We start from the raw sequence: 20,330 nt of genomic DNA, 5'->3' as shown, positions 1-20,330 counted from the left end.
CGGGCATGCGGGAAGGGGCACCCCGGCAGGGGTGCCCCTTCTTTGTGTGCTCCGCGTAAGCGTCAGGCGCCCTGCGAAAGCATCAGGCCGTGCGGCGTACGGAGCGGCCCGCGAGGACGTCGGTGCGGCGGCCTTCCCGGATCACCGGGCGGCCGTCGATCAGCACGTGCGGGATGCCTCGCGGCAGAGTGCGCGGCTCCTCGAAGGTGGAGCCGGCGGCGACCGTCTCCGGGTCGAAGAGCACCAGGTCGGCGCGGTATCCCTCGCGGACCAGGCCCCGGTCGGGCAGCCGCAGACGGGCCGCGGCGCGGCCGGTGAGGTGCGCGACGCACTCCTCCAGGGAGAGCACGCCGAGCTCCCGTACGTAGTGGCCGAGGTAGTGGGGGAAGGTGCCGTACGCTCTCGGGTGCGGCTTGGCGCCCTGGAGGATGCCGTCGCTGCCGCCGGTGTGCACGGGGTGGCGCATGATCTGCCGGACGTTCTCCTCGTGCCCGACGTGCTGGAGGATCGTCGGCCCGAGCCGGTCCTCGACGAGGAGGCGGTGCGCGGTGACGAAGGGCTCCTCGCCGCGTTCGGCGGCGGACTGCGCGACCGTCTTGCCGACGTACGAGGCGAGCTCCGGGCTGCTCACGCCGGAGATCTCGATGGCGTCCCACTCGATGGGCACGCCGTGGCAGCCGTCGGCGCCCTCGACCTCCATCACGTGCCGGATGCGGGCCGTGGTCTCCGGGTCGGCCAGGCGCCCGAGGATCGCCTCGGGCCCGCCCTCGCTCGCCCAGCTCGGCAGCATCGCGACGAGCGTCGTGCAGCCCGGGGTGTACGGATAGGTGTCGAGGGTGATGTCGGCGCCGTCCGCGAGGGCCTTGTCGATGAGCGCGAGCAGGTCGGGCGCCTTGCCCTCGTTCACGCCGAAGTTCATGGTGGCGTGCGCGAGATGGAGCGGGCAGCCGGCCTCGCGGGTGAGCGCGATCATCTCCTCGTACGCCTGGAGCGCGTTCTTGCCGTACGAGCGGTGGTGCGGGCAGTAGTAGCCGTCGTACGCGGCGACCGTGCGGCACAGCTCGGCGAGTTCGGAGTCGGAGGCGTACATGCCGGGGGTGTACGTCAGGCCCGAGGACATGCCGACGGCGCCCTCTTCCAGGCCCTGCGCGACCAGTTCCTTCATGCGCGCGATCTCGGCGGGGGTGGCGTCGCGGTCGTCCCAGCCCATGGCGAGCATGCGGACGGTGCCCTGGGGGATGAGGTACGCGGCGTTCACGGCGGTGCCGTGGCCGCCGTGTGCCTGGTCGAGGCGGTCGAGGTAGCCGCCGACCGAGCGCCAGTCGAAGTCGATGTCGTCGCCGTTGCCGTTCCAGCCGGTGATGGCCGAGCGGATCTCGGCGAGGGTGCGGTCGTCCGTGGGGGCGTAGGAGAGGCCGTCCTGGCCGATGACCTCGAGGGTGACGCCCTGGGCGGCCTTCGCGGAGTGGTCGGGGTCGCGGAGGAGGGCCAGGTCGCTGTGGGCGTGCATGTCGATGAAGCCGGGGGCCAGGGTGAGGCCTTCGGCCTCGATCACCTTTGCGGCGTTCACCGGGCGCTTTCCCTCGCCCTCGCGGTGGATCTCCGTGATGCGGCCGCCGTTCACGGCTACGTCGGCTCGGTACGTGGGGGTGCCTGTGCCGTCTGCGACGGTGGCGCCCCTGATGACCAGGTCCATGTGTCTTGCCTTTCGCTTGCCGCCGCGTCGTTGCGGGGCTTCGCCCCGGGCCCCCTTGGGTGCGTGGTTGCGTGGGGGAGGGGGCTTGCGTTCCGGTGTGCCCACCCGTTCCGCCCCTGCGGAACGACTGCCCACACCTCGTAGGAATGCGGCCTATCGCCGGGCCTTTAGAAGAACGTGCGGATGTAGTCCGTTACCGTGCCGTCGTTCTCTGCCACCGGGATCAGCTGCCACTTGTCGAAGATCGTGCAGGGGTGGGACATGCCCAGGGCCACCCAGTCGCCCACCTCCAGGTCGGCGTTCTCGTCCGTGCGTACCCAGGCGTGCTGGTCGGAGAGGCCGGTGACCCGGATGCCGTCGGCGGGGCGCAGGGAGCCGTCGCGGGCCGAGCGGACCGCGTTGACCACCGGAAGGTGCAGGTCGTAGGCGGCGTCCCGCTTCCCGGCGTTGAGGAACGCCTGCCCGGCGTTGGGCCGCGAGACCACCTGGGCCCACACGGTGAAGGCGGACCGGAGCGCGCCCTCGTCCGGCACCCGGTTGAAGGGCGTCACCTTCTCGTACTGGCCCTCGTCGTGCGAGACGTACGCGCCGGAACGCAGCAACTTCAGCGCGGGCCGTGAGAGTTCGGGGAGCTCGGCGAACACGTCGGCCACCGCGTCGAACCACGCGCTGCCGCCGGCCGTCACCACGATCGGCTCGTCGTCGGAGAGGGCGGAGAAGCGCTTGGCGCCGTCGAAGTCCACCGCCAGCGCGGTCAGTCGGCGCAGCCAGGCGCGCACACGCTCGGGGTCCGCATCCGGCACCTCGCCCTCGTACCCGGCGACGCCCACCAGTCGGAGCGTTTCCGTCCCGGCGACCGCGTCGGCCAGCGCGCGGCACTCCTTCTCGTTGCGTACGCCGGTGCGCGCGTCGTCGCCCGCGCCGAGCTCGACCACCACGTCGACCGGGCGGCCCGCGCCCGCGTCCCGCAGCGCACGGTCCATGAGCTGGACGCCGCGTACCGAGTCCACGTAGCAGATGAAGCGGAAGTCCGGGTCGGCGTCGAGCTCGCGGGCGAGCCAGCGCAGCGCGGCCTCGTCGACCAGCTCGTTCGCCAGGAAGATCCGCGGAACGCCGAACGCGCGGGCCACGCGCACCTGGTGGGGCACGGCGAGGGTGATGCCCCAGGCGCCGCGCTCCATCTGGCGCGCGAAGAGCTGCGGGGCCATCGAGGTCTTGCCGTGCGGCGCGAAGGCCAGGCCGTGCCGCTCGGTGTAGGTCTCCATGAGCGCGAGATTGTGCTCAAGCCGCTCGGCGGAGAGCGTCAGCAGCGGCGTGGTGAAGCCGCCGGAGAACAGGTTCCGCCCCTCGGCCGCGAGATCGCGCAGCGTCGTGCCGTCCGCGTCCGGCGGGAGGCCCTTGAAGCGGTGGTCGACGGTTTCGTCGGCGAGACGGTCGAGACGGGCGGCGGTCATGGCGACTCCGTTGAAGATCCAGTGCAATGCGCTGCCAAATGCTGTATTGCAATATGTGCAACGCCCATTGCGTATGACGCTTACTGCTGTCTAGCATCCCGGCGAACAGCCGGTCAATGGAAAAGGAGCGGTACCGATCGTGACCAGCACCCGCACTCAGCAACGCGACGCCGGGCCCGAGCAGCCCGGACCCGACGTCGTCTGCCTCGGGGAGTCCATGGTCACGTTCCTGCCATCGCGGCCCGGGCGGCTCGCCGACGTGCCCTCCTTCCAGCGGGCCATCGGCGGCGCCGAGTCCAACGTCGCCTGCACCCTCGCCGGGGCCGGACATGCCGCGCGCTGGGTGAGCAGGGTCGGCGCCGACGGCTTCGGCGACCACCTGGTCGAGGCGATCGCCGCGCGCGGCGTGGACGTCTCGGCGGTGGGACGGGATGCCGCGCGCCCGACCGGGATCTACTTCCGTACGGACGGCGAGCGGGCGACCGGGGAGCAGGACGGAGACAGCGACCAGCCCGTCGCCGAGGTCGCCTACTACCGCGCGGGATCCGCCGCCTCCGCCATGGCGCCCGGCACCCTGGACCGCGCCGCCGTCGAGGGCGGAAGCGTGCTGCACCTGACCGGGATCACCGCCGCGCTCTCCGAGAGCTGTCTGGCGCTGCTGCGCGAGCTGACCGTACGCCGCGAGGGCCGGCCCCTCGTGTCGTTCGACGTCAACTACCGCGTGGGGCTGTGGAGTTCGGCGCCCGAGGGCCCCGAGGTGCTGCTCGCCCTCGCGCGCGGCGCCGACCTCGTCTTCGTCGGCGAGGACGAGGCCGAGGCCGCCTGGGGCATCACCGGCGGGCCCGAGGACGTGCGCGCGGCCCTGCCCGAGCCCGAGGTGCTGGTGGTCAAGCAGGGCAGCACCGGCGCCACCGCCTTCGCGCGGCAGCCGGACGGCGTGGACGACGCGGTGTACGCGCCCGCGCTGGGCGTCGAGGTCGTCGCCCCGGTCGGCGCGGGCGACGCGTTCGCCGCGGGCTTCCTCTCCGGCACGCTGCGCGGGCTCCCGCTGCGCGAGCGGCTGCGGCACGGGCACCTCACCGCTGCCGCCGCGCTCACCGTGCCCGGCGACCTCGCCGACCCGCCGCCGCGCGCGCTCGCCGACCGGCTCGCGGACCTGGACGAGGACGCGTGGGGCACACTGCGACTCGCCCCCGGCTGGACCGCCGGGCAGGCCGGCGCGGAAGACCCGGCCGGCGCGGAACACGTCGCGGACCACGCACAGAAGGCGAGCGCACCATGAGCCAGACCGTCGACAGGGCGCTGAGTATCCTGCCCCTCCTCGCCGAGGGCCCGGCCAACCTCGAACAGGTCGCCCAGCGGCTCGGCGTGCACAAGTCCACCGCGCTGCGGCTGCTGCGCACGCTGCACGAGCACGGCATGGTCTACCGCCAGGCCGACCAGCGCTACCGGCTCGGCGCGCGGCTGTTCGCGCTCGCCCAGGAGGCCGTGGAGAACCTCGACGTACGGGAGATCGCCCACCCCTACCTCGCCGAGCTCAACGAGAAGACCGGGCACACCGTGCACCTCGCCGTGTACGAGGAGAACGAGGTGCTCTACATCGACAAGGTCGAGAGCCGCTACCCGGTGCGGATGTACTCGCGGATCGGCAAGCCCGTCGCGATCACCGTCGCAGCCGTGGCCAAGCTGCTGCTCGCCGACCTCCCCGAGCCGGAGCGGCGCGCGGTCGCCGAGCGGCTCGACTACCCCCTCTACACGGCCCGTTCGACCCCCAACGCCGCCGCCTTCCTGACGGAGCTGGCCAAGGTGCGCGAACAGGGCTGGGCCACCGACCTCGGTGGCCACGAGGAGTCCATCAACTGCGTCGCGGCCCCCATCCGGGGCACGGACGGGCGCGCCGTCGCCGCGATGTCGGTGTCCGCGCCGAACGTCGTGGTCAGCGCGGAGGACCTCCTCAAACTCGTACCGCAGGTGCGGCACACCGCTGACGCGATCAGCGCCGAGTACGCGGGCCGGGCCCCTGCCCGCGCCCCGCAGGAACACTAGGGAAAACAGGTACACCCATGAGCGACAAGCTGACCAAGACCGCCCTCACGCCGTCCACGCACACCACGCCCCCGGCGAAGTTCTCGCACGGCGTGAAGAAGGGCAACATCCTCCAGGTCGCGGGCCAGGTCGGCTTCGGCCCGGCCGTCGAGGGCCAGGCCCCCACCCCGGTGGGCCCCGGCCTGCGCGAGCAGACCCTCCAGACCTTCGCCAACGTGAAGGCGATCCTCGAAGAGGGCGGCGCCTCCTGGGACGACGTGATGATGGTGCGCGTGTTCCTGACGGACACCGACCACTTCGCGGAGTTCAACGAGATCTACAACGAGTACTTCGCGGACCTGAAGGAGGCCCCGGCCGCGCGTACGACGGTGTACGTGGGCCTGCCGGCCGGTCTCCTCGTCGAGGTGGACGCGTTGGCGGTGCTCGGCTGAGCCGAGCCCGCCTGATCGCGGATGTGGTCGATCTCCGCTCGTCGACCGCCGGCCACTTCCGCTGTGCTCCATTTCCGCTGCGGCGGACAAGGGGTGTCGCCGCCTGAGCGGCGGCACCCCAGGGGGAAGCCGCCGCCCATGCGGCGGCAGCACAAGGGGGGATGAGTCGGCACCCTTCCCCGGGGTGCCCAAGTTCGCACGGAAACAACGAGGTTCCCCATGCTGCTTGCCGCATCACCGCCACACACGGGTGGTCTGCTCGCGCTCATACCCGGCACCGCCGGTCTGCTGACCGTCGCCGCGCTGGGCATCCTGCTGCTGCTCTTCCTGATCATCAAGGCGCGGCTGCAGCCCTTCGTCGCCCTGCTCACCGTGTCCATCGCGGTCGGCCTGGGCGCCGGACTCTCGGTGACCGAACTCTTCGGCACCGTGCAGAAGTCGGACGCCGTCTCGATGATCGAGGACGGCATGGGCGGCATCCTCGGGCATGTCGCCATCATCATCGGCCTGGGCACCATGCTCGGCGCGATCCTGGAGGTCAGCGGCGGCGCCGAGGCACTGTCCTCGCGGCTGCTCAACCTCTTCGGCGAGAAGCGCGCGCCGCTCGCCATGGGCCTCACCGGCCTGATCTTCGGCATCCCGGTCTTCTTCGACGTCGGCATCTTCGTCCTGGCGCCGATCGTGTACGCCGCCGCCAAGCGCTCCGGCAAGTCCGTGCTGCTGTACGCGATGCCCCTGCTCGCGGGCCTGTCCATGACGCACGCCTTCCTGCCTCCGCACCCGGGCCCTGTCGCCGCGGCCGGACTGCTGAACGTGGACCTCGGCTGGATCATCCTGATGGGCATCGTCTGCGGCATCCCCGCGGTGCTCGCCGCCTGGGCCTACGCGGCGTGGATCGGCAAGCGGATCTTCGTGCCCGTGCCGCAGGACATGGTCGAGGCCATGGAGGAGTCCCGGGAGGCCGTCGCCGCCGAGCAGCGCGCCTCGGGCGTCACGCCCTCCGAGGACCCGGTGAAGCTCGGCACCGTGCTCACCATCATCGGCACCCCGCTGGTGCTGATCCTGCTCGCCACGTTCTCCTCCATCGCGCTGGACCCCTCCACCCCGCGCTCGGTCATCGAGTTCTTCGGCCACCCCTTCGTGGCGCTGACCATCGCGCTGCTGCTGGCGTACTGGCTGCTGGGCATCCGGCGCGGCTGGTCGCGCAAGTCCCTGGAGACGGTGTCCACCTCGTCGCTGAAGCCGATCGGCAACATCCTGCTGGTCGTCGGCGCCGGCGGGATCTTCGGCGCCGTGCTGGAGGGCAGCGGCGTCGCCGAGGCACTGGCCAAGACCTTCAGCGACCTGGGCCTGCCGGTCATCGTGCTGGCCTGGCTGATCTCGGTGGTGCTGCGGGTGGCGCAGGGCTCGGCGACGGTCGCGATCGTGACCACCGCCGGGATCGTCGCGCCGCTGCTGCACGCGGGCGACTTCTCGCAGCCCGCGGTGGCGCTGGTGATCATGGCGATCTCCGCGGGCTCCATCTTCGCCTCGCACGTCAACGACGGCGGCTTCTGGATGGTCTCGAAGTACTTCGGCATCTCCGAACGGGACACCCTCAAGTCCTGGACCGTCCTGGAGTCCGTGCTGTCGGTGGCGGGCTTCGTGGTGGCGGCGGTGGTCAGCCTCTTCGTGTAGCGCGTGTGCTGCCCCGTACGGAGTGCTGGTACGGAGCAGCAACGTCCGCTTTGTGCAGGGCTCTTGTGGGGCGTGCGTGACCGACCGAAGAATGCTCCGGTCACTCACCGAATCCTTCGGTACCGGAGAGGAAAACCCCCATGAAGAGACCTCTCGCCGGCGCGGCCGCGGCGATGTTCGCCGCGGCCGTCGCCTTCGCGGGCCTTGCCGTGTCACCCGCCTCGGCGGCGCCCGCCTCCGCGCAGCAGAAGGCCCCGCACAAGCAGGCCACCCCCGGCTTCGCGGGCACCGTGGCGCTCAGCAACTGCTCCGGCTCGCTGGTGAAGATGCCGGAGTCGGAGCCGGGCGACCCGGCGCTGATCCTGTCCAACGGGCACTGCCTCCTGGAGGGCATGCCGGGCCCCGGCGAGGTCGTGCAGGACAAGCCGTCGAACCGCTCGTTCACGCTGCTCAAGAACGACGGGAGCAACGCGGGCAAGGTCACCGCGACGAAGATCAGCTACGCGACGATGACGGACACCGACGTCTCGCTGTACCAGCTCGACTCCACGTACCAGCAGATAGAGAAGAAGTTCGGGATACGCGCGCTGTCCGTGCCGGACACCCACCCGGTGAAGAAGAAGGCGATCACCGTGGTCTCCGGCTACTGGAAGGAGAAGTACTCCTGCGGCCTGGACGACTTCGTGTACCGGCTGAAAGAGGACCACTGGACCTGGAAGGACTCGCTGCGCTACACGTCCGCGTGCAAGACCAAGGGCGGCACCTCCGGCTCCCCGGTCATCGACGACGCCACCGGGACGGTCGTCGGGGTGAACAACACCCGCAACGAGAGCGGTGAGCGCTGCACCCTCGACAACCCCTGCGAGGTGGACAAGCAGGGCCGGGTGACCGTGCGCAACGGGATCGGCTACGGGCAGGAGACCTACATCCTGGCCCGCTGCGTGGGCGACGGGAACAAGGTCGACCTGAAGCGGCCGGGCTGCGTGCTGCCCCGCCCGAAGTCGTAAGCACCACCCAGGAGTTGACCACGCACTGGTGCCCCCGGACGACGCGTCCGGGGCACCAGTGCGTGGGTCTGAGGGAACCCCTGCGGGGCCGGCTCAGCCGAGGCCGTCCACGTGCGGCCCGACGGTCTTGGACCAGGCGTTGCCGTTCGCCGCGTCCCAGTTGGTCGACCAGGCCATCGCGCCGCGGATGCCCGGGTACTTCTTCTCCGGCTTGAAGCTCCCGCAGCCCGTGCCCTTCGCCAGGCAGTCGAGCGCGTCGGTGACCACCTTCGGCTCGACGTAGCCGGAGCCTGCGGCCTTCGGCGAGGAGGGAGTGCCGATGCCGACCTGCGAGGGGTCGAGGCCGCCCTTGAGCTGGACGCAGGCCAGCGAGGTCAGGAAGTCGACGCTGCCCTGCGCGTACGTCTTGCCGTCGCAGCCGTTCATGGAACCGCTGTTGTAGTACTGCATGTTGACCACCGTGAGGAAGTCCTTCACGGCCAGCGCGGTCTTGAAGTACTCGTTCTGCGGCGACTGCATGTCCACGGTCTGCGGCGCCATGGTCACCACGACGTCGCTCTTCTTCGCGTGGATGTCCTTGAGCGCCTGCGTCATGTACGTGGAGTTGAGCCCGTTCTCCAGGTCGATGTCGACGCCGTCGAAGCCGTACTCGTCCATCAGCTTCACGATGCTCGCGGAGAAGGTCTTCGCCGAGGCGTCGTCGCCGACGCTGACCGCGCCCTTCTCGCCGCCCACCGAGACGATCACCGAACGCCCCTGGTCGTGCAGCTTCTTGATGTCCGCCTTGAAGTCGTCGGCCGAGCCGTAGCCGGTGGCCGGGTCCAGCTTGAAGCCGACCTCGCCCGGCTTGCCCGTGGCGTCCGCGAAGGCGACGGCAACGATGTCATAGTCCTTGGGGACGTCCGCGAGCTTCTGCTTGGTTGCGCCGTTGTCGAAGTTCTGCCAGTAACCGGTCACCGCGTGTTTCGGTACGGCCGAGGCGCCGACGCCGCCCTGATCCGGCTTCTCCTGCCCCGCGTTGGCGGTCCCGGCGGCGAAGAGCCCGCCCGCCGCGAGTGCCGCGGCTGCCAGTCCGGCAACGAGGCCGCGCCGTCTGCTCGTACGGGTGCGGCGGTGCCGCTGAGATGTACTGCGTGCCACAACTGCCTCCGGTGTGGGGGTACGTGGGAGGTGGGTGGTGCGTGTGCGGCGCGCGGGGCCCCTGCGCGTGATGCTGTTCTCGCCGTACAACGTGGTCCAGACCAATACGGATGTCAAGAGTCCGGACGCGCGCGAAGTGCGTGCGGCGGGCGGCCGTTCAGGGGCGCGGGAGCCTCAGGTCGATGTCCCCGCAGCCCAGCCGCTGCGCCTCGGCGGCGACGTAGTCGTGGAACATCCGCCGGAGGTCCCATTGGCCGGCGTCGCCGTTCTCCGCCGTGAAGGCCACGGAGCGGCCGTGGCACTGGGTGTGGAACACGGCGCGGCCCCGCCGGAGGAACCCCCTGTCCTCCTCCTCGCCCCGCTTGTGCGTGAAACGCTTTTCTTCGCTCCCCGAGGCGCGGTCGAAGAGCAGCGCGAGCCGCGGGTACGTGACCGTCGTCAGCCGCGGGCTCCAGAGGCCGTCGCGGATCGCCGTGCAGCCGCGCACCGGACCGCCGGACGGGACGGTGAAGTACGCCGCGTTGTCGTCGCCCTTCGCCCTGTGCGGCTCGCGGCCCGGCGCGAGCCCGCAGCCCGCCGCCGGGTCGTCCCTGTCGGCCACCACCCGCTTCCGCGCCTCGGCGGGCTTCGGCTCGGGGAGGGGGCGGCAGCCCTGCCGTGCCTGTACGGCGTTGGCGACCCGCACCACCGCGCGCGCCATCGCCTGCCGCTTCCCGGGGTCCGGGTCGTCCGGCGTGTTGCCGCCCTCCAGCGCGATGTCCACCACGGTGGGCCCCGACGCGAGCCCTGGCCGGACGCAGCTCTCCGGGAGCGCCAGCCACGCGTGGTCGTCCGAGGCCATGCCGCGCAGCGTGCTGCCCAGCGGGGTCAGCCGCGCGGACAGGAACGCGTTCGCCCAGGTCGGGTCGGAGCCGATCCGGCTGTCCAGCTCATGCAGCCGCACCTGGGCGCTGTCGCCCGCGCCCTGCGAGGCCGGGCCGAACTGGCAGGTGCCGTCCATGCCCCTGCCCATCCGGTAGTCGCCGGGCGCCGTGTCGGAGATCGGGAGCTCGGCGTGCGTCAGGTCCTCACCGGCGTCGATCCGGCGGTCCAGCAGCCGCCGGGCCTCTCCCTCGCTGAGCGCGCCCCAGCACACCTCACGTCCGCCCAGGCTCACCGCGCCGGTCTGCCACGCGGTCACGCCGGTGCCGACCAGCACTCCGGCGACCGCTGCCGCGGTCACGGCCGTCAGCCGTGTGCGGAGGATCCGCCGAAGCCGTCCGCCCCGCCCGTCCGCCCCTTCACCGCTCACGTATGCCCCCACACCCCGATATGCGTGCTGAGCACGGTAGTTGCCGCGTGCTCGGGCCCGTACGGCGTCGACCGGATCGGCACCACTCCGTGAGCCGCGCGTGACCGGTGTGCACACCCCTTGTGCGGCAGGCCGGGGGCCGGTTTCATTCGCCTGAGTAAAGGGCGGGTAATGCAGGACTGCGGACCGACGGCGGAGGCAGCGGCATGACGACGGAAGAGGGAACCACCGCGGCGGGCACCGCGGGGACCGGCGACCCGCCCGTGCGGAAGCCCAGTTGGCGCATGATCGGGCCCGGCATCGTGGTCGCGGCCACCGGCGTGGGCGCCGGCGACCTGGTCGCGACGCTGATCGCGGGGAGCAGGTTCGGGTACACGCTGCTGTGGGCCGCGGTGCTCGGCTGCGTCGTCAAGATCGCGCTGGCCGAGGCGACGGGCCGCTGGCACCTGGCCACGGGCCGCACGATCTTCGACGGCTGGCGCTCGCTCGGCCCGTGGACGACGGTGTACTTCGCCGTGTACGTGGTCGTCTGGGGCTTCGTGTACGGGGCCACCGCGATGTCCGCCTCAGCGCTGCCCCTGGACGCGCTCTTCCCCGGCGTGCTCGACCTCAAGGCGTGGGCGGTGATCACCGGGCTGGCAGGGCTCGCCTTCGTGTGGACGAACCGGTACGCCGTCTTCGAGAAGGTCATGACGGTGCTGATCGGCGTCATGTTCGTGATCGTCGTCTACCTCGCGGTGCGGGTCGCCCCGCACCTCGGCGACGCGGTCGCGGGCCTCGTCCCCGTACTCCCGGCGGGCTCGATGCTCTACACGCTCGGCCTGATCGGCGGCGTCGGCGGGACGATCACCATGGCCGCGTACGGGTACTGGGTGAACTCCAAGGGCTGGACCGACAGTTCGTGGATGCGCATGATGCGGCTCGACAACCGGGTCGCCTATGTCACCACCGGCGTCTTCGTGGTCGCCATGCTCTTCGTCGGCGCCGAGCTGCTGCACGCCTCGCATGCGGCGCTCTCCGACGCCGACAACGGCAAGGGGCTTGTCGACCTGGGCGGGATCCTGGAGCAGCGGTACGGCGCCTTCACCGCCAAGCTCTTCCTGGTCGGCTTCTTCGCGACCTCCTTCACCTCGCTGATCGGCGTGTGGCACGGGGTGAGCCTGATGTTCGCGGACTTCGTGGAGCGGCTGCGCGCGGCCAGGGGCGGGGGAGCGGAGGCGGCGCCCGAGGGGCGGCGCGAGCGGTCGCCCGCCTTCCGCGCGTACCTGCTGTGGCTCACCTTCCCGCCCATCGCGCTGCTCTTCCTGGACAAGCCGTTCGCGCTGGTCGTGGGCTACGGCGTGCTCGGCGCCTTCTTCATGCCGTTCCTCGCGGTCACCCTGATCTGGCTCCTCAACTCCCGCCGCACTCCGGCGCGGTGGCGCAACGGCGTCCTCAGCAACGTCCTGCTCGCGGCCTCGGCCCTGCTGTTCCTGGTGCTGTGCGTGCAGCAGGTACGGGAGACGCTCTGACGGAGACCTCCGGGTGTCCGGCATAGCCGCCGCCCCTTCGCGGGTAGGGCTGTGCGCTGAGATCTGTTCTCTGGCGCACGCCCCGGCTATAGGGTGTGATGTCGTCAGATCCCTGACAAGATCGACAAGTTCGGGCACTTCGCGTGCGCGGGCGCGGCGGCGTTACGGGCGGCGTTACTGGGGGCGGGATGTCCACTGCGGTGGTGGTGACGGGCGGCGACCACGTGCTGCCCGCCGAAGGCGCGCACATACCCCCGGCGCCCGTGCTCAGGCCCCCCGACGAGCAGCCGCTCGACGCGGCGCTGGAGGAGACCTGGAGACTGCTGGAGCAGCACGGCTATCTGCTCGTGATCCACCCGCACACGCTGCCCCTCCCGCACCTGCACCGGCTGCACGCGCTCCGCTCGGTCCTGGAGAGCGACCGCATCGCCCTCCTCCCCACCGCACTCCCGCCGCTCGGCACCGCGGTGCTGGTCCGGCAGCTCCGGCAGCTCGCGGCGTACGACTTCGGCCCCGGCGTCCTCGGCGCCGCAGCGCGGCTGCTCACCCACTACATCTACGCGGGCGCCGTGCTGAACTCCGTCGCCCGCCTCGACCACGTACCGGTGCCGCTCGGCGCGCACGCCAAGTCCTGGCTCCCCGGGGCGCAGTTCGCGGTGCTGGCCTCTCCCGCGCCGCAGCTCCTCAGGCTCGGCGGGCGCGGCGCGTCGGCCGGGGGCGAAGAGGCGCTGGTGGGGCCGCGGTTCGCCACCTCGATGACGTACGCGGGCAGGCAGCTCGCGCCGGACTGGGTGACCGGCACCCTCGCCCCGCACTGGCGGGTCGGCGCGGTGCACGAGGTGCCGGCGCGCGCCGAAGCCGCCCGTTGGTGGGGCACGGGGAAGCTGGTGGAGTTCGCTGCGGCGATCCCCGACCCCGGGGTGCTGCACCAGCTCGTGTCCTCGGTGCGGCGCGACACCTGCCACTGGTGCGGGCTCGAACTCATCGGGGAGCGCTGCGTGTTCTGCGCGGCGCCGGCGCTGCCCGAGCGGGACGGGGGAGCGGGAGCCGGCGCCGGTGCCGGGCCGGGAGCTCACCGCGGTGCCGAGCCCGTAAGGGGCGCGCACCGGAGCACGCGCCGCGACCCGCGCCAGGTGCCCCCGCGCCAGGAACTCCCGCGAGAGCAACCCCCGCGCCAGGAACCCCCGCCCACCCACTACGGCAACGCCGTGGTCGCCGACCCCAGAGGGCTCTAGTCCATGAACTCACGCCAGCGCCGCGGCGTCATCCTCATCACCGTCTCCGTGCTGTGCGCGCTCGCCGCCTTCGCCGGGGTGCTGGCGGTGGTGCGCGACGTGCAGTCCAAGGTCGGCCCGGAGAAGACGGCGTACGAGCTGAAGCAGGACGTGCCCGCGTACCGGCGGCTGGACGCGGGCCAGTTCCGCAAGGTGAGCATGCCGGAGCGGTGGCTGCCGGACACCGCGGTCACAGACCTCGCCGACGTACGCGGCAAGATCGCCGCCAACGGGCTGAAGAGCGGCTCGCTGCTGCAGGACGACATGATGGCCGACCGGCCCGAACTCGAGGCGGGCGAGCAGGAGATCGCCATCATGATCGACGCGGAGACCGGGGTCGCCGGGAAGATCACCCCGGGGAGCCGGGTGAACATCTACGCCACCTTCGAGGGCGACCAGCAGTCCGGCGCGAAGAACGCCGCGCCCTCCCAGTCTAAGGTCATCGTCACCGGCGCCAAGGTCATCGACGTCGGGAAGCTCACCCCGTTCAAGGACGACGGCGGCAACAAGAGCGGTACGGACGCGGGGGCGGCCCAGCGCAGGGAGCGCGAGCGGGACGGCGTGCCGATCACCTTCGCGCTCTCCACGCTGGACGCGCAGCGGGTCGCGTACGCCGAGTCGTTCGCCGAGCACGTGCGGCTCGCGCTCGTCGCGCCGGGCGACGACACGCAGATCCCGGACAACCAGCGCAGCTACACGCTGCCCGGGGACAAGTGAGCGCCGTGACGCGCGCGCCGGCCCCGTACGCACCCCTCGGCAGCAGCTCGCCCGGCGCCGCCGCTTCATCCGGAACCACCGGTTCATGCAGCACCACCGGTTCATGCAGCAGGAACAGGCAGGAGCCCTCCGATGGTCACTCGCATCCAGCCCGCCGTCAGCGACCCTGACGCGGCGCGTTCCGTCGTCCAGCTGCTCGGCCGGCTGCCCGAGTGCGAACCGGCGGCGCCCGCCGCCGACTCCACGCGGCTGCTCGACCTCCTGGACGGGCTCGCCGCCGCCTCGGTGACCGAGCTGCCCGAGGTCGTGCTGGTCCACGAGCTGATCGGCCCGCTGCCCGCGCTGGAGCTGATCCGCGAGATCGCGCTGCGCTTCCCGGCCGTCGGCGTCGTGCTGGTCACCCACGACACCAGCCCCTCGCTGTACTCGGCAGCCATGGACTCCGGCGCCCGCGGCGTCGTCGGCCTCCCGCTCGCCCAGGAGGAGCTGGCGGCGCGGGTGGAGGGCGCGGCGGCCTGGGCCACCGGGGTGCGCCGCCACCTCACCGGCGCGGGCCCCGGCGTGCCCGAGCCCGGTGGGGAGCACGGCGCGGGCGGCACGCTGGTCGCGGTGACCGGCGCGAAGGGCGGGGTCGGCACGACGCTCACCGCCGTCCAACTGGCCCTCGCCGCCGTCGCGTCGGGGCGCAGCACGGCCCTGGTGGACATGGACCTCCAGTCGGGGGACGTCGCCTCGTACCTCGACGTGCAGTTCCGCCGCTCCGTCGCCGATCTCGCGGGGATCAGGGACATCTCGCCGCGGGTGCTCCAGGACGCGGTCTTCGCGCACGAGTCGGGGGTCGGCCTGCTGCTCGCGCCGGGCGAGGGCGAGCGCGGCGAGGAGGTGGACGACGCCGCGGCGCGCCAGATACTCGGCGCGGTGCGGGACCGCTACGAGGTCGTGATCGTCGACTGCGGCGCGCAGATGACGTCCGGCAACGCCGCGGCCGTCGAACTCGCCGACGCGGCGCTGCTGTTGACCACCCCCGACGTGGTCGCGGTGCGCGCCGCCAAGCGCATGGTGCGGATGTGGGGCAGGCTGCGCATCCGCAAGGCCGAGGAGACGCTCACGGTGGTCAACCGCGCGGCGCGCACGGCGGAGATCCAGCCCCCGCTGGTCGCCCGCATCGTCGGCACCCCGGTGGCCCGCACCACCGTCCCCTCCAACTTCAAGGAGCTCCAGACGGCCCTGGACGCGGGCCGGATGCAGGACCTGGACAGCAGGGGGGCGGTGCGGCAGTCGCTGTGGGGGCTCGCCGGTGAGCTGGGGCTTGTGGCGGGGGAGTCGGCGGACGTCGCCGGTTCCGCGGGTTCCGGTTCCGGTCCCGCTTCCGGCGTCGGCGCCGGGCTGCTGCGGAAGCGCGGGAGGGGCGGACGGCGCCGGTCCGGTTCCGGGGACGCGGGTACGGGGGCCGGGTCCGCGTCGCAGGGGACGGCGCAGCAGAGGGCGCTCGCGCCGGGTGGCCCCGCTCCCGGCACCGGCCGCCACGCGCTCCCGCCGGGGAGCGTGCAGGACGGGCGGTCATGAGGTGACCGCACGCGCGAGGAGAGCCGTGCCCCCTAGGGGCGTCGCGTCCCGTCTCAGGGGCGCGGAGCGTGAACGGTGCGCGGAGGGTGAACGGTGCGCGGAGGGTGAACGGGGCGCCGTGCTCGTGGAGTTCACCGGCATGGTCCCGGTCATCCTGACCGTGCTGGCCCTGATGTGGCAGTGCGTGCTGATCGGCTACACCTTCACGCTCGCCGGGAACGCGGCCGACGAGGGCGCGCGCGCCGCGACCTCGGCCGCCGCGTACGGGGACCCCGCGGGCGCCTGCCAGGCAGCGGCCGAGCGCCACCTGCCCGCTTCGTGGTCCTCCGGCGCCGCGATCTCCTGTGCGCAGAGCGGCGACCTGTGGACGGCCCATGTGGGGTTGAAGACCCCGGTGCTGTTCCCGGGCGCCGCGGCCCTCCCCTTCACGGTCACGGGGAAGGCGGGCGCGGCGAGGGAGGGCGGCGGATGAGGCGGCGTACGGGATCCCCTACGGGGCGTCGTACGGGGTTGTGCGCGCGGTGGCGCGCCTGCCGCTCCGACGACCGCGGGGTCAGCTCCCTCGAATTCGTCGGACTGCTCCCGCTGTTGCTGCTGGTCGGGTGCGCCGCGCTCCAGCTCGGGATCGTGGGCTACGCCGTACAGCAGGCCGGCACCGGAGCGCGCGCGGCGGCCCGCGCCGCGAGCCAGGAGGACCTGGCGGACGGCGCGCAGGCGACGGGCAGGGCGGCCATGTCCGGCTGGACGGCGGGGCGCAGCGACATCGCCGTGGACCCGTGCGGCGAGGAGACCAAGGCCACCGTCACCGTCGACATCCCCTCCCTCATCCCCGGGATCGGCGGACTCGGCAGTGCGTCCCGCTCCGCGACCATGCCCTGCGACTGAACGATGCCCGGCCACGGAACGCCCAGCCACCGGACACCCGGCCACGGAACGCCTTGCGAGAGAACGGAAAGGGGCTGACCCACCATGAGTCTGCGCGCCCGCATCACGCCGCCCGCCGACCGCGGAGGCGCCGCCCCGCACGGCGCCGAGGCCGCCCACACGGACGCCACGAGCCATCTCGTACCGGCGTACCGCACCAAGCTGCTGGAGGAGATCGACCTCGCCGAGATGTCGGCGCTGGCCCCGGACGAGCGGCGTGAACGCCTGGAGCGTGTGCTCGGGCACATCATCAGCAGGGAGGGTCCCGTCCTGGCGACCCAGGACCGCTCGCTGCTGATCCGGCGCGTGGTGGACGAGGCGCTCGGGCTCGGCGTGCTGGAACCCCTGCTGGAGGACCCGACCATCACCGAGATCATGGTGAACGGCCCCGACCAGGTATTCATCGAGCGCGCGGGGCGGGTGGAACAGGTTCCGGTGCGGTTCGCCTCGGACGAGCAGCTCATGCAGACCATCGAGCGGATCGTGTCCACGGTCAACCGGCGCGTGGACGAGTCGAACCCGATGGTCGACGCCCGCCTTCCCACCGGCGAACGCGTGAACGTGATCATCCCGCCGCTCGCGCTCACCGGGCCCACCCTCACCATCCGCCGCTTCCCGCGCGCCTACGCGCTGCACGAGCTGATCGCGCTCGGCACCCTGGACGAGCACATCGTCTCGCTGCTCTCGTCCTTCATCAGGGCCCGCTTCAACCTGATCGTCAGCGGCGGTACGGGCAGCGGCAAGACCACCCTGCTGAACGCCCTCTCCGGCCTCGTGCCCGACGGCGAGCGCATCATCACCGTCGAGGACGCGGCCGAACTCCAGCTCCAGCAGCAGCACGTGATCCGCCTGGAGACCCGCCCCGCGAACGTGGAGGGCCGCGGCCAGGTCACCGTGCGCGACCTCGTACGCAACTCGCTGCGCATGCGCCCCGACCGCATCATCGTCGGCGAGGTGCGCGGCGGCGAGACCCTGGACATGCTCCAGGCGATGTCCACCGGACACGACGGTTCGCTCGCGACCGTGCACGCCAACTCGGCCGAGGACGCGCTGATGCGGCTCCAGACGCTGGCGTCCATGTCGGAGGTGGAGATCCCGTTCCCCGCGCTCCAGGACCAGATCAACTCGGCCGTCGACGTGCTGATCCAGCTCGCCAGGCTGTCCGACGGCTCCCGCAAGGTCGTGGAGATCTCGCTCCTCGCCTCGCACGGCAGGGAGCCCTTCGCGCTCACCCCGCTGTCCCGGTTCACGCCCGCCGCGGCCTCCCCGGACAACAGGGTCCACGGCACCTTCGGCCACCACCCGCTGCCGCGCCGCACCGCCGACCGCCTCTCCCTCGCGGGCGAGCCGGTGCCGCCGGTGTTCGGGGTGGAGGACGCGATCTGAGCACTCCTGCGGACCGTGCATAAACCGGTCCCCTAGGGGGGTAGTCCGGGTTTTGTGGGGGGCTGGAGCTGTTCTCCCGGCGGCGACCCGGCTATAGGCTGTGAAGTCGTCAGATCCCTGACAAGATCGACAACTTGGGGCATGCGGGCCTCCGTTCGGGGCAGGGCGCTCGGAGCGACTCCTGGGAGTAACTCCTCGGAGCGGCCACTCGGAGCAGGGACCCGCGGCAGGGAAGAGGACACCGACCGCCATGACCGCCACCGCCCAACTCGCCCTCGGCGCGAGCCTGCTGTCGCTGGTGCTCGCCGTCGCCGGGGTCGCGTTGTTCGCCTCGGGACGCGCCAGACGCCGGGCGCTCATCGACCGGCTGGCCACGGCGGAGCCGGGCCCCGACGCGCTCCCGGGCCGCCGGCGGCACTTCGCCCCGGTCGACCGCCGCCTGCGGGGTACGAGGCTGGGCCGCGCCCTCCAGCAGCGGCTGGCGACGACCGGACTCGACGTGACGCCGGGCGAGTTCCTGATGTGCGTGGTCGCCGGCGCCGCGGGCCTGTGGCTGCTCGCCTCCTCCGTGCTGGCCCCCTTCTTCGGCCCGCTGGCCGCGCTGCTGGGGGGCGTCGCGGCGCACGCGTATCTCAACCACCAACGCCGCCGAAGAACCGAGCAGTTCATCAACCAGCTCCCCGAGCTGGCCCGCATCCTCGCAAACGCCACCTCGGCCGGCCTCGCCCTGCGTACGGCGCTCGGCATCGCGGCCGAGGAGCTGGAGGCCCCGGCGGGCGACGAGCTCGCCCTGGTCACCAATCAGCTCGCCGTCGGCCGCTCCATCGACGACGCGCTCAACGAGCTGGCCGAGCGCCTGCCCTCGCGCGAACTCGTCGTGCTGGTCACCACGTTGGTGCTGTCCAACCGCGCGGGCGGCACCATCGTCGGCTCGCTGCGCAACCTCACCACCACGCTGGAGGAGCGCAAGGAGACCCGCCGCGAGGTGCGCACCATGCTCGCCGAGGTCAACGCCACCGCGTTCACCGTCCCCGTCCTCGGCCTCGGCGCGATGCTCATGATGAATTCGATGATGCCCGGCGCCCTGGAGAAGGTCACCGGATCGCCCTTCGGGCAGATCGCCATGCTGATCGCCGTCGGCCTCTTCGTCACCGGCTTCTTCGTCATACGCCGGCTCGGCAGGATCGAGGTCTGAGATGCCCCTGCCGGTGCGCGGACTCCCGTCGTACGCCGCCTCGTTGCCCGGTGACCCGCGCGACCTCGCCGCCGCGCCCGGCGGGCTCGCCCACTCGCCGCTGCTCGCCGTGGGCCTGGCGGCCGTGATCGGCCTCGCGGTGTACGGAGTGTGCGCGGGCATCGCGCTCTACCGCGCCGAGACCCGCCTCCCCGCCGACCTCGCCGCCGCCCTGGAGGTCGGCGCCACCCGCACCAAGACCCGCGAGGCCGCCGTCGACCGGCTCGGCATCCGCTTCGCGCCCGTCGTGCTGCGGCTGCTGGGCCCGCGCCGGGTCGCCGCCAAGCGCCGCAGGATCGACCAGGCGGGCAACCCCGGCGGCCTCACCCTGCAGCGGTACGCCGCGCGCCGCGCTGTGTACGGAATCTTCGGCGCCGCCATGGCGCTCCTCGGCATCGCGGCGGGCAGCCTGTGGTTCACGGCGCTGACCCTGGCGTTCGGCTGGTTCGCCGCCGACCTCGCCATCTGGGAGGCGATACGCCACAGGAAGCGCGTCATCGAGCGCACCCTCCCCGACTTCCTCGACGTCCTCGCCGTCGTCGTCTCCTCGGGCCTCGGCTTCCGCCAGGCACTGGAGCGCGTCGCCGAGCGGTACAAGGGGCCCTGGGCCGACGAGATCAGCATCACCCTGCGCCAGATGGACATGGGCGTCGGCCGCCGCCAGGCCTTCGACGAGCTGCGCAAACGCAACTCCAGCGATCAGGTGGACCAGTTCGTCATCGCGCTCCAGCAGGGCGAGGAGCTCGGCGCCCCGATCGCCGAGACCCTGGTCCAGATCGCCACGGACATGCGCCGCACGGACGCGCAGAACGCCCGCCGCGCCGCCGCGCGCAACGTCCCCAAGGCCACCATGACCACCATCGGCTTCCTGCTCCCCGGCGCCCTGATCCTGATCGTCGCCACCTTCTGGCTCGGCTCCGACACCGACTTCGGCTCGGTGCTGAACGGATGAGGACGGTGGGGGTGAGCAGCACTG

At 72.2% G+C, this 20,330-nt stretch carries 16 protein-coding genes and 1 pseudogene; 13 read left to right on the top strand and 4 right to left on the bottom strand.

Annotation, left to right across the window (positions count from 1 at the left end):
- Positions 1-82: 82 nt before the first annotated feature.
- Together ABEE00_RS23770 and ABEE00_RS23765 are read right to left on the bottom strand one after the other, a co-directional pair.
- Complete coding sequence (locus ABEE00_RS23770; protein WP_345747659.1) at positions 83-1,696, bottom strand: N-acyl-D-amino-acid deacylase family protein; 1,614 nt, start codon at positions 1,694-1,696, stop codon at positions 83-85.
- A gap of 167 nt (positions 1,697-1,863) precedes the next feature.
- A complete protein-coding gene (locus ABEE00_RS23765; protein ID WP_345747658.1) occupies positions 1,864-3,150 on the bottom strand; it encodes an amino acid deaminase in 1,287 nt (428 codons plus the stop codon).
- A gap of 217 nt (positions 3,151-3,367) precedes the next feature.
- Between ABEE00_RS23765 and ABEE00_RS23760 the strand changes: the two genes are divergently transcribed.
- The 5 genes from ABEE00_RS23760 to ABEE00_RS23740 all read left to right on the top strand — a co-directional run bounded on the left by ABEE00_RS23760 (position 3,368) and on the right by ABEE00_RS23740 (position 8,311).
- A complete protein-coding gene (locus ABEE00_RS23760) occupies positions 3,368-4,432 on the top strand; it encodes a sugar kinase (RefSeq protein ID WP_451918658.1) in 1,065 nt (354 codons plus the stop codon).
- Positions 4,429-5,196: an IclR family transcriptional regulator gene (locus tag ABEE00_RS23755; protein ID WP_345747656.1), complete on the top strand. Its 768-nt coding sequence runs from the start codon at positions 4,429-4,431 to the stop codon at positions 5,194-5,196. Before ABEE00_RS23760 ends, ABEE00_RS23755 begins: the two co-directional genes overlap by 4 nt.
- 17 nt (positions 5,197-5,213) lie before the next feature.
- Complete coding sequence (locus ABEE00_RS23750; protein WP_345747655.1) at positions 5,214-5,627, top strand: RidA family protein; 414 nt, start codon at positions 5,214-5,216, stop codon at positions 5,625-5,627.
- Between the two features lie 219 nt (positions 5,628-5,846).
- Complete coding sequence (locus ABEE00_RS23745; RefSeq protein ID WP_345747654.1) at positions 5,847-7,304, top strand: GntP family permease; 1,458 nt, start codon at positions 5,847-5,849, stop codon at positions 7,302-7,304.
- A gap of 140 nt (positions 7,305-7,444) precedes the next feature.
- Entirely contained in the window at positions 7,445-8,311 is an 867-nt protein-coding gene (locus tag ABEE00_RS23740; RefSeq protein WP_345747653.1) for a serine protease, read from the top strand.
- A 93-nt stretch (positions 8,312-8,404) separates the two neighbouring features.
- Here the strand turns inward: ABEE00_RS23740 and ABEE00_RS23735 are convergent, their stop codons facing one another.
- A complete protein-coding gene (locus ABEE00_RS23735; protein ID WP_345747652.1) occupies positions 8,405-9,451 on the bottom strand; it encodes a chitinase in 1,047 nt (348 codons plus the stop codon).
- 157 nt (positions 9,452-9,608) lie between these two features.
- Positions 9,609-10,673, bottom strand: a complete 1,065-nt coding sequence (locus ABEE00_RS23730; protein WP_345747651.1) for a hypothetical protein — start codon at positions 10,671-10,673, stop codon at positions 9,609-9,611.
- A gap of 275 nt (positions 10,674-10,948) precedes the next feature.
- Between ABEE00_RS23730 and ABEE00_RS23725 the strand changes: the two genes are divergently transcribed.
- From ABEE00_RS23725 to ABEE00_RS23685, 8 genes and pseudogenes are all read left to right on the top strand, one after another.
- The gene (locus ABEE00_RS23725; RefSeq protein ID WP_345747650.1) at positions 10,949-12,253 is read left to right on the top strand and encodes an Nramp family divalent metal transporter; all 1,305 of its coding nucleotides are present in this window, start codon (positions 10,949-10,951) and stop codon (positions 12,251-12,253) included.
- A gap of 188 nt (positions 12,254-12,441) precedes the next feature.
- Entirely contained in the window at positions 12,442-13,488 is a 1,047-nt protein-coding gene (locus tag ABEE00_RS23720) for a hypothetical protein (RefSeq protein WP_345747649.1), read from the top strand.
- Between the two features lie 3 nt (positions 13,489-13,491).
- Positions 13,492-14,244, top strand: coding sequence for a Flp pilus assembly protein CpaB (gene cpaB / locus ABEE00_RS23715; RefSeq protein ID WP_345747648.1), 753 nt, complete (start codon positions 13,492-13,494; stop codon positions 14,242-14,244).
- A gap of 132 nt (positions 14,245-14,376) precedes the next feature.
- Positions 14,377-16,282: pseudogene (locus tag ABEE00_RS23710) on the top strand (CpaE/TadZ family protein).
- A complete protein-coding gene (locus ABEE00_RS23700) occupies positions 16,279-16,695 on the top strand; it encodes a TadE/TadG family type IV pilus assembly protein (RefSeq protein ID WP_345747645.1) in 417 nt (138 codons plus the stop codon). The pseudogene ABEE00_RS23710 and the gene ABEE00_RS23700 overlap by 4 nt, the downstream one beginning before the upstream one ends.
- Positions 16,696-16,779: 84 nt before the next feature.
- Positions 16,780-18,120, top strand: coding sequence for a TadA family conjugal transfer-associated ATPase (locus ABEE00_RS23695; RefSeq protein WP_345747644.1), 1,341 nt, complete (start codon positions 16,780-16,782; stop codon positions 18,118-18,120).
- Between the two features lie 250 nt (positions 18,121-18,370).
- Positions 18,371-19,315, top strand: a complete 945-nt coding sequence (locus ABEE00_RS23690) for a type II secretion system F family protein (protein WP_345747643.1) — start codon at positions 18,371-18,373, stop codon at positions 19,313-19,315.
- Between the two features lie 100 nt (positions 19,316-19,415).
- Positions 19,416-20,306 (top strand): DUF5936 domain-containing protein, encoded by an 891-nt coding sequence (locus ABEE00_RS23685; protein WP_345747726.1) that lies wholly within the window; start codon positions 19,416-19,418, stop codon positions 20,304-20,306.
- Positions 20,307-20,330: the final 24 nt, after the last annotated feature.

It is taken from the genome of Streptomyces odontomachicola (assembly GCF_039605595.1).
In the GTDB taxonomy this organism is placed as follows: Bacteria; Actinomycetota; Actinomycetes; order Streptomycetales; family Streptomycetaceae; genus Streptomyces.
The sequence above is the reverse complement of the archived record's forward strand: the minus strand, read 5'-3'. Positions and strand labels throughout refer to the sequence as shown.

Coding starts and splice junctions, on each gene's coding strand:
- ABEE00_RS23700 (WP_345747645.1), top strand. CDS start 16,279: ATGAGGCGGCGTACGGGATCCCCTACGGGGCGTCGTACGGGGTTGTGC.
- ABEE00_RS23760 (WP_451918658.1), top strand. CDS start 3,368: ATGGTCACGTTCCTGCCATCGCGGCCCGGGCGGCTCGCCGACGTGCCC.
- ABEE00_RS23725 (WP_345747650.1), top strand. CDS start 10,949: ATGACGACGGAAGAGGGAACCACCGCGGCGGGCACCGCGGGGACCGGC.
- ABEE00_RS23690 (WP_345747643.1), top strand. CDS start 18,371: ATGACCGCCACCGCCCAACTCGCCCTCGGCGCGAGCCTGCTGTCGCTG.
- ABEE00_RS23750 (WP_345747655.1), top strand. CDS start 5,214: ATGAGCGACAAGCTGACCAAGACCGCCCTCACGCCGTCCACGCACACC.
- ABEE00_RS23740 (WP_345747653.1), top strand. CDS start 7,445: ATGAAGAGACCTCTCGCCGGCGCGGCCGCGGCGATGTTCGCCGCGGCC.
- ABEE00_RS23745 (WP_345747654.1), top strand. CDS start 5,847: ATGCTGCTTGCCGCATCACCGCCACACACGGGTGGTCTGCTCGCGCTC.
- cpaB (WP_345747648.1), top strand. CDS start 13,492: ATGAACTCACGCCAGCGCCGCGGCGTCATCCTCATCACCGTCTCCGTG.
- ABEE00_RS23770 (WP_345747659.1), bottom strand. CDS start 1,696: ATGGACCTGGTCATCAGGGGCGCCACCGTCGCAGACGGCACAGGCACC.
- ABEE00_RS23765 (WP_345747658.1), bottom strand. CDS start 3,150: ATGACCGCCGCCCGTCTCGACCGTCTCGCCGACGAAACCGTCGACCAC.
- ABEE00_RS23755 (WP_345747656.1), top strand. CDS start 4,429: ATGAGCCAGACCGTCGACAGGGCGCTGAGTATCCTGCCCCTCCTCGCC.
- ABEE00_RS23695 (WP_345747644.1), top strand. CDS start 16,780: ATGAGTCTGCGCGCCCGCATCACGCCGCCCGCCGACCGCGGAGGCGCC.
- ABEE00_RS23720 (WP_345747649.1), top strand. CDS start 12,442: ATGTCCACTGCGGTGGTGGTGACGGGCGGCGACCACGTGCTGCCCGCC.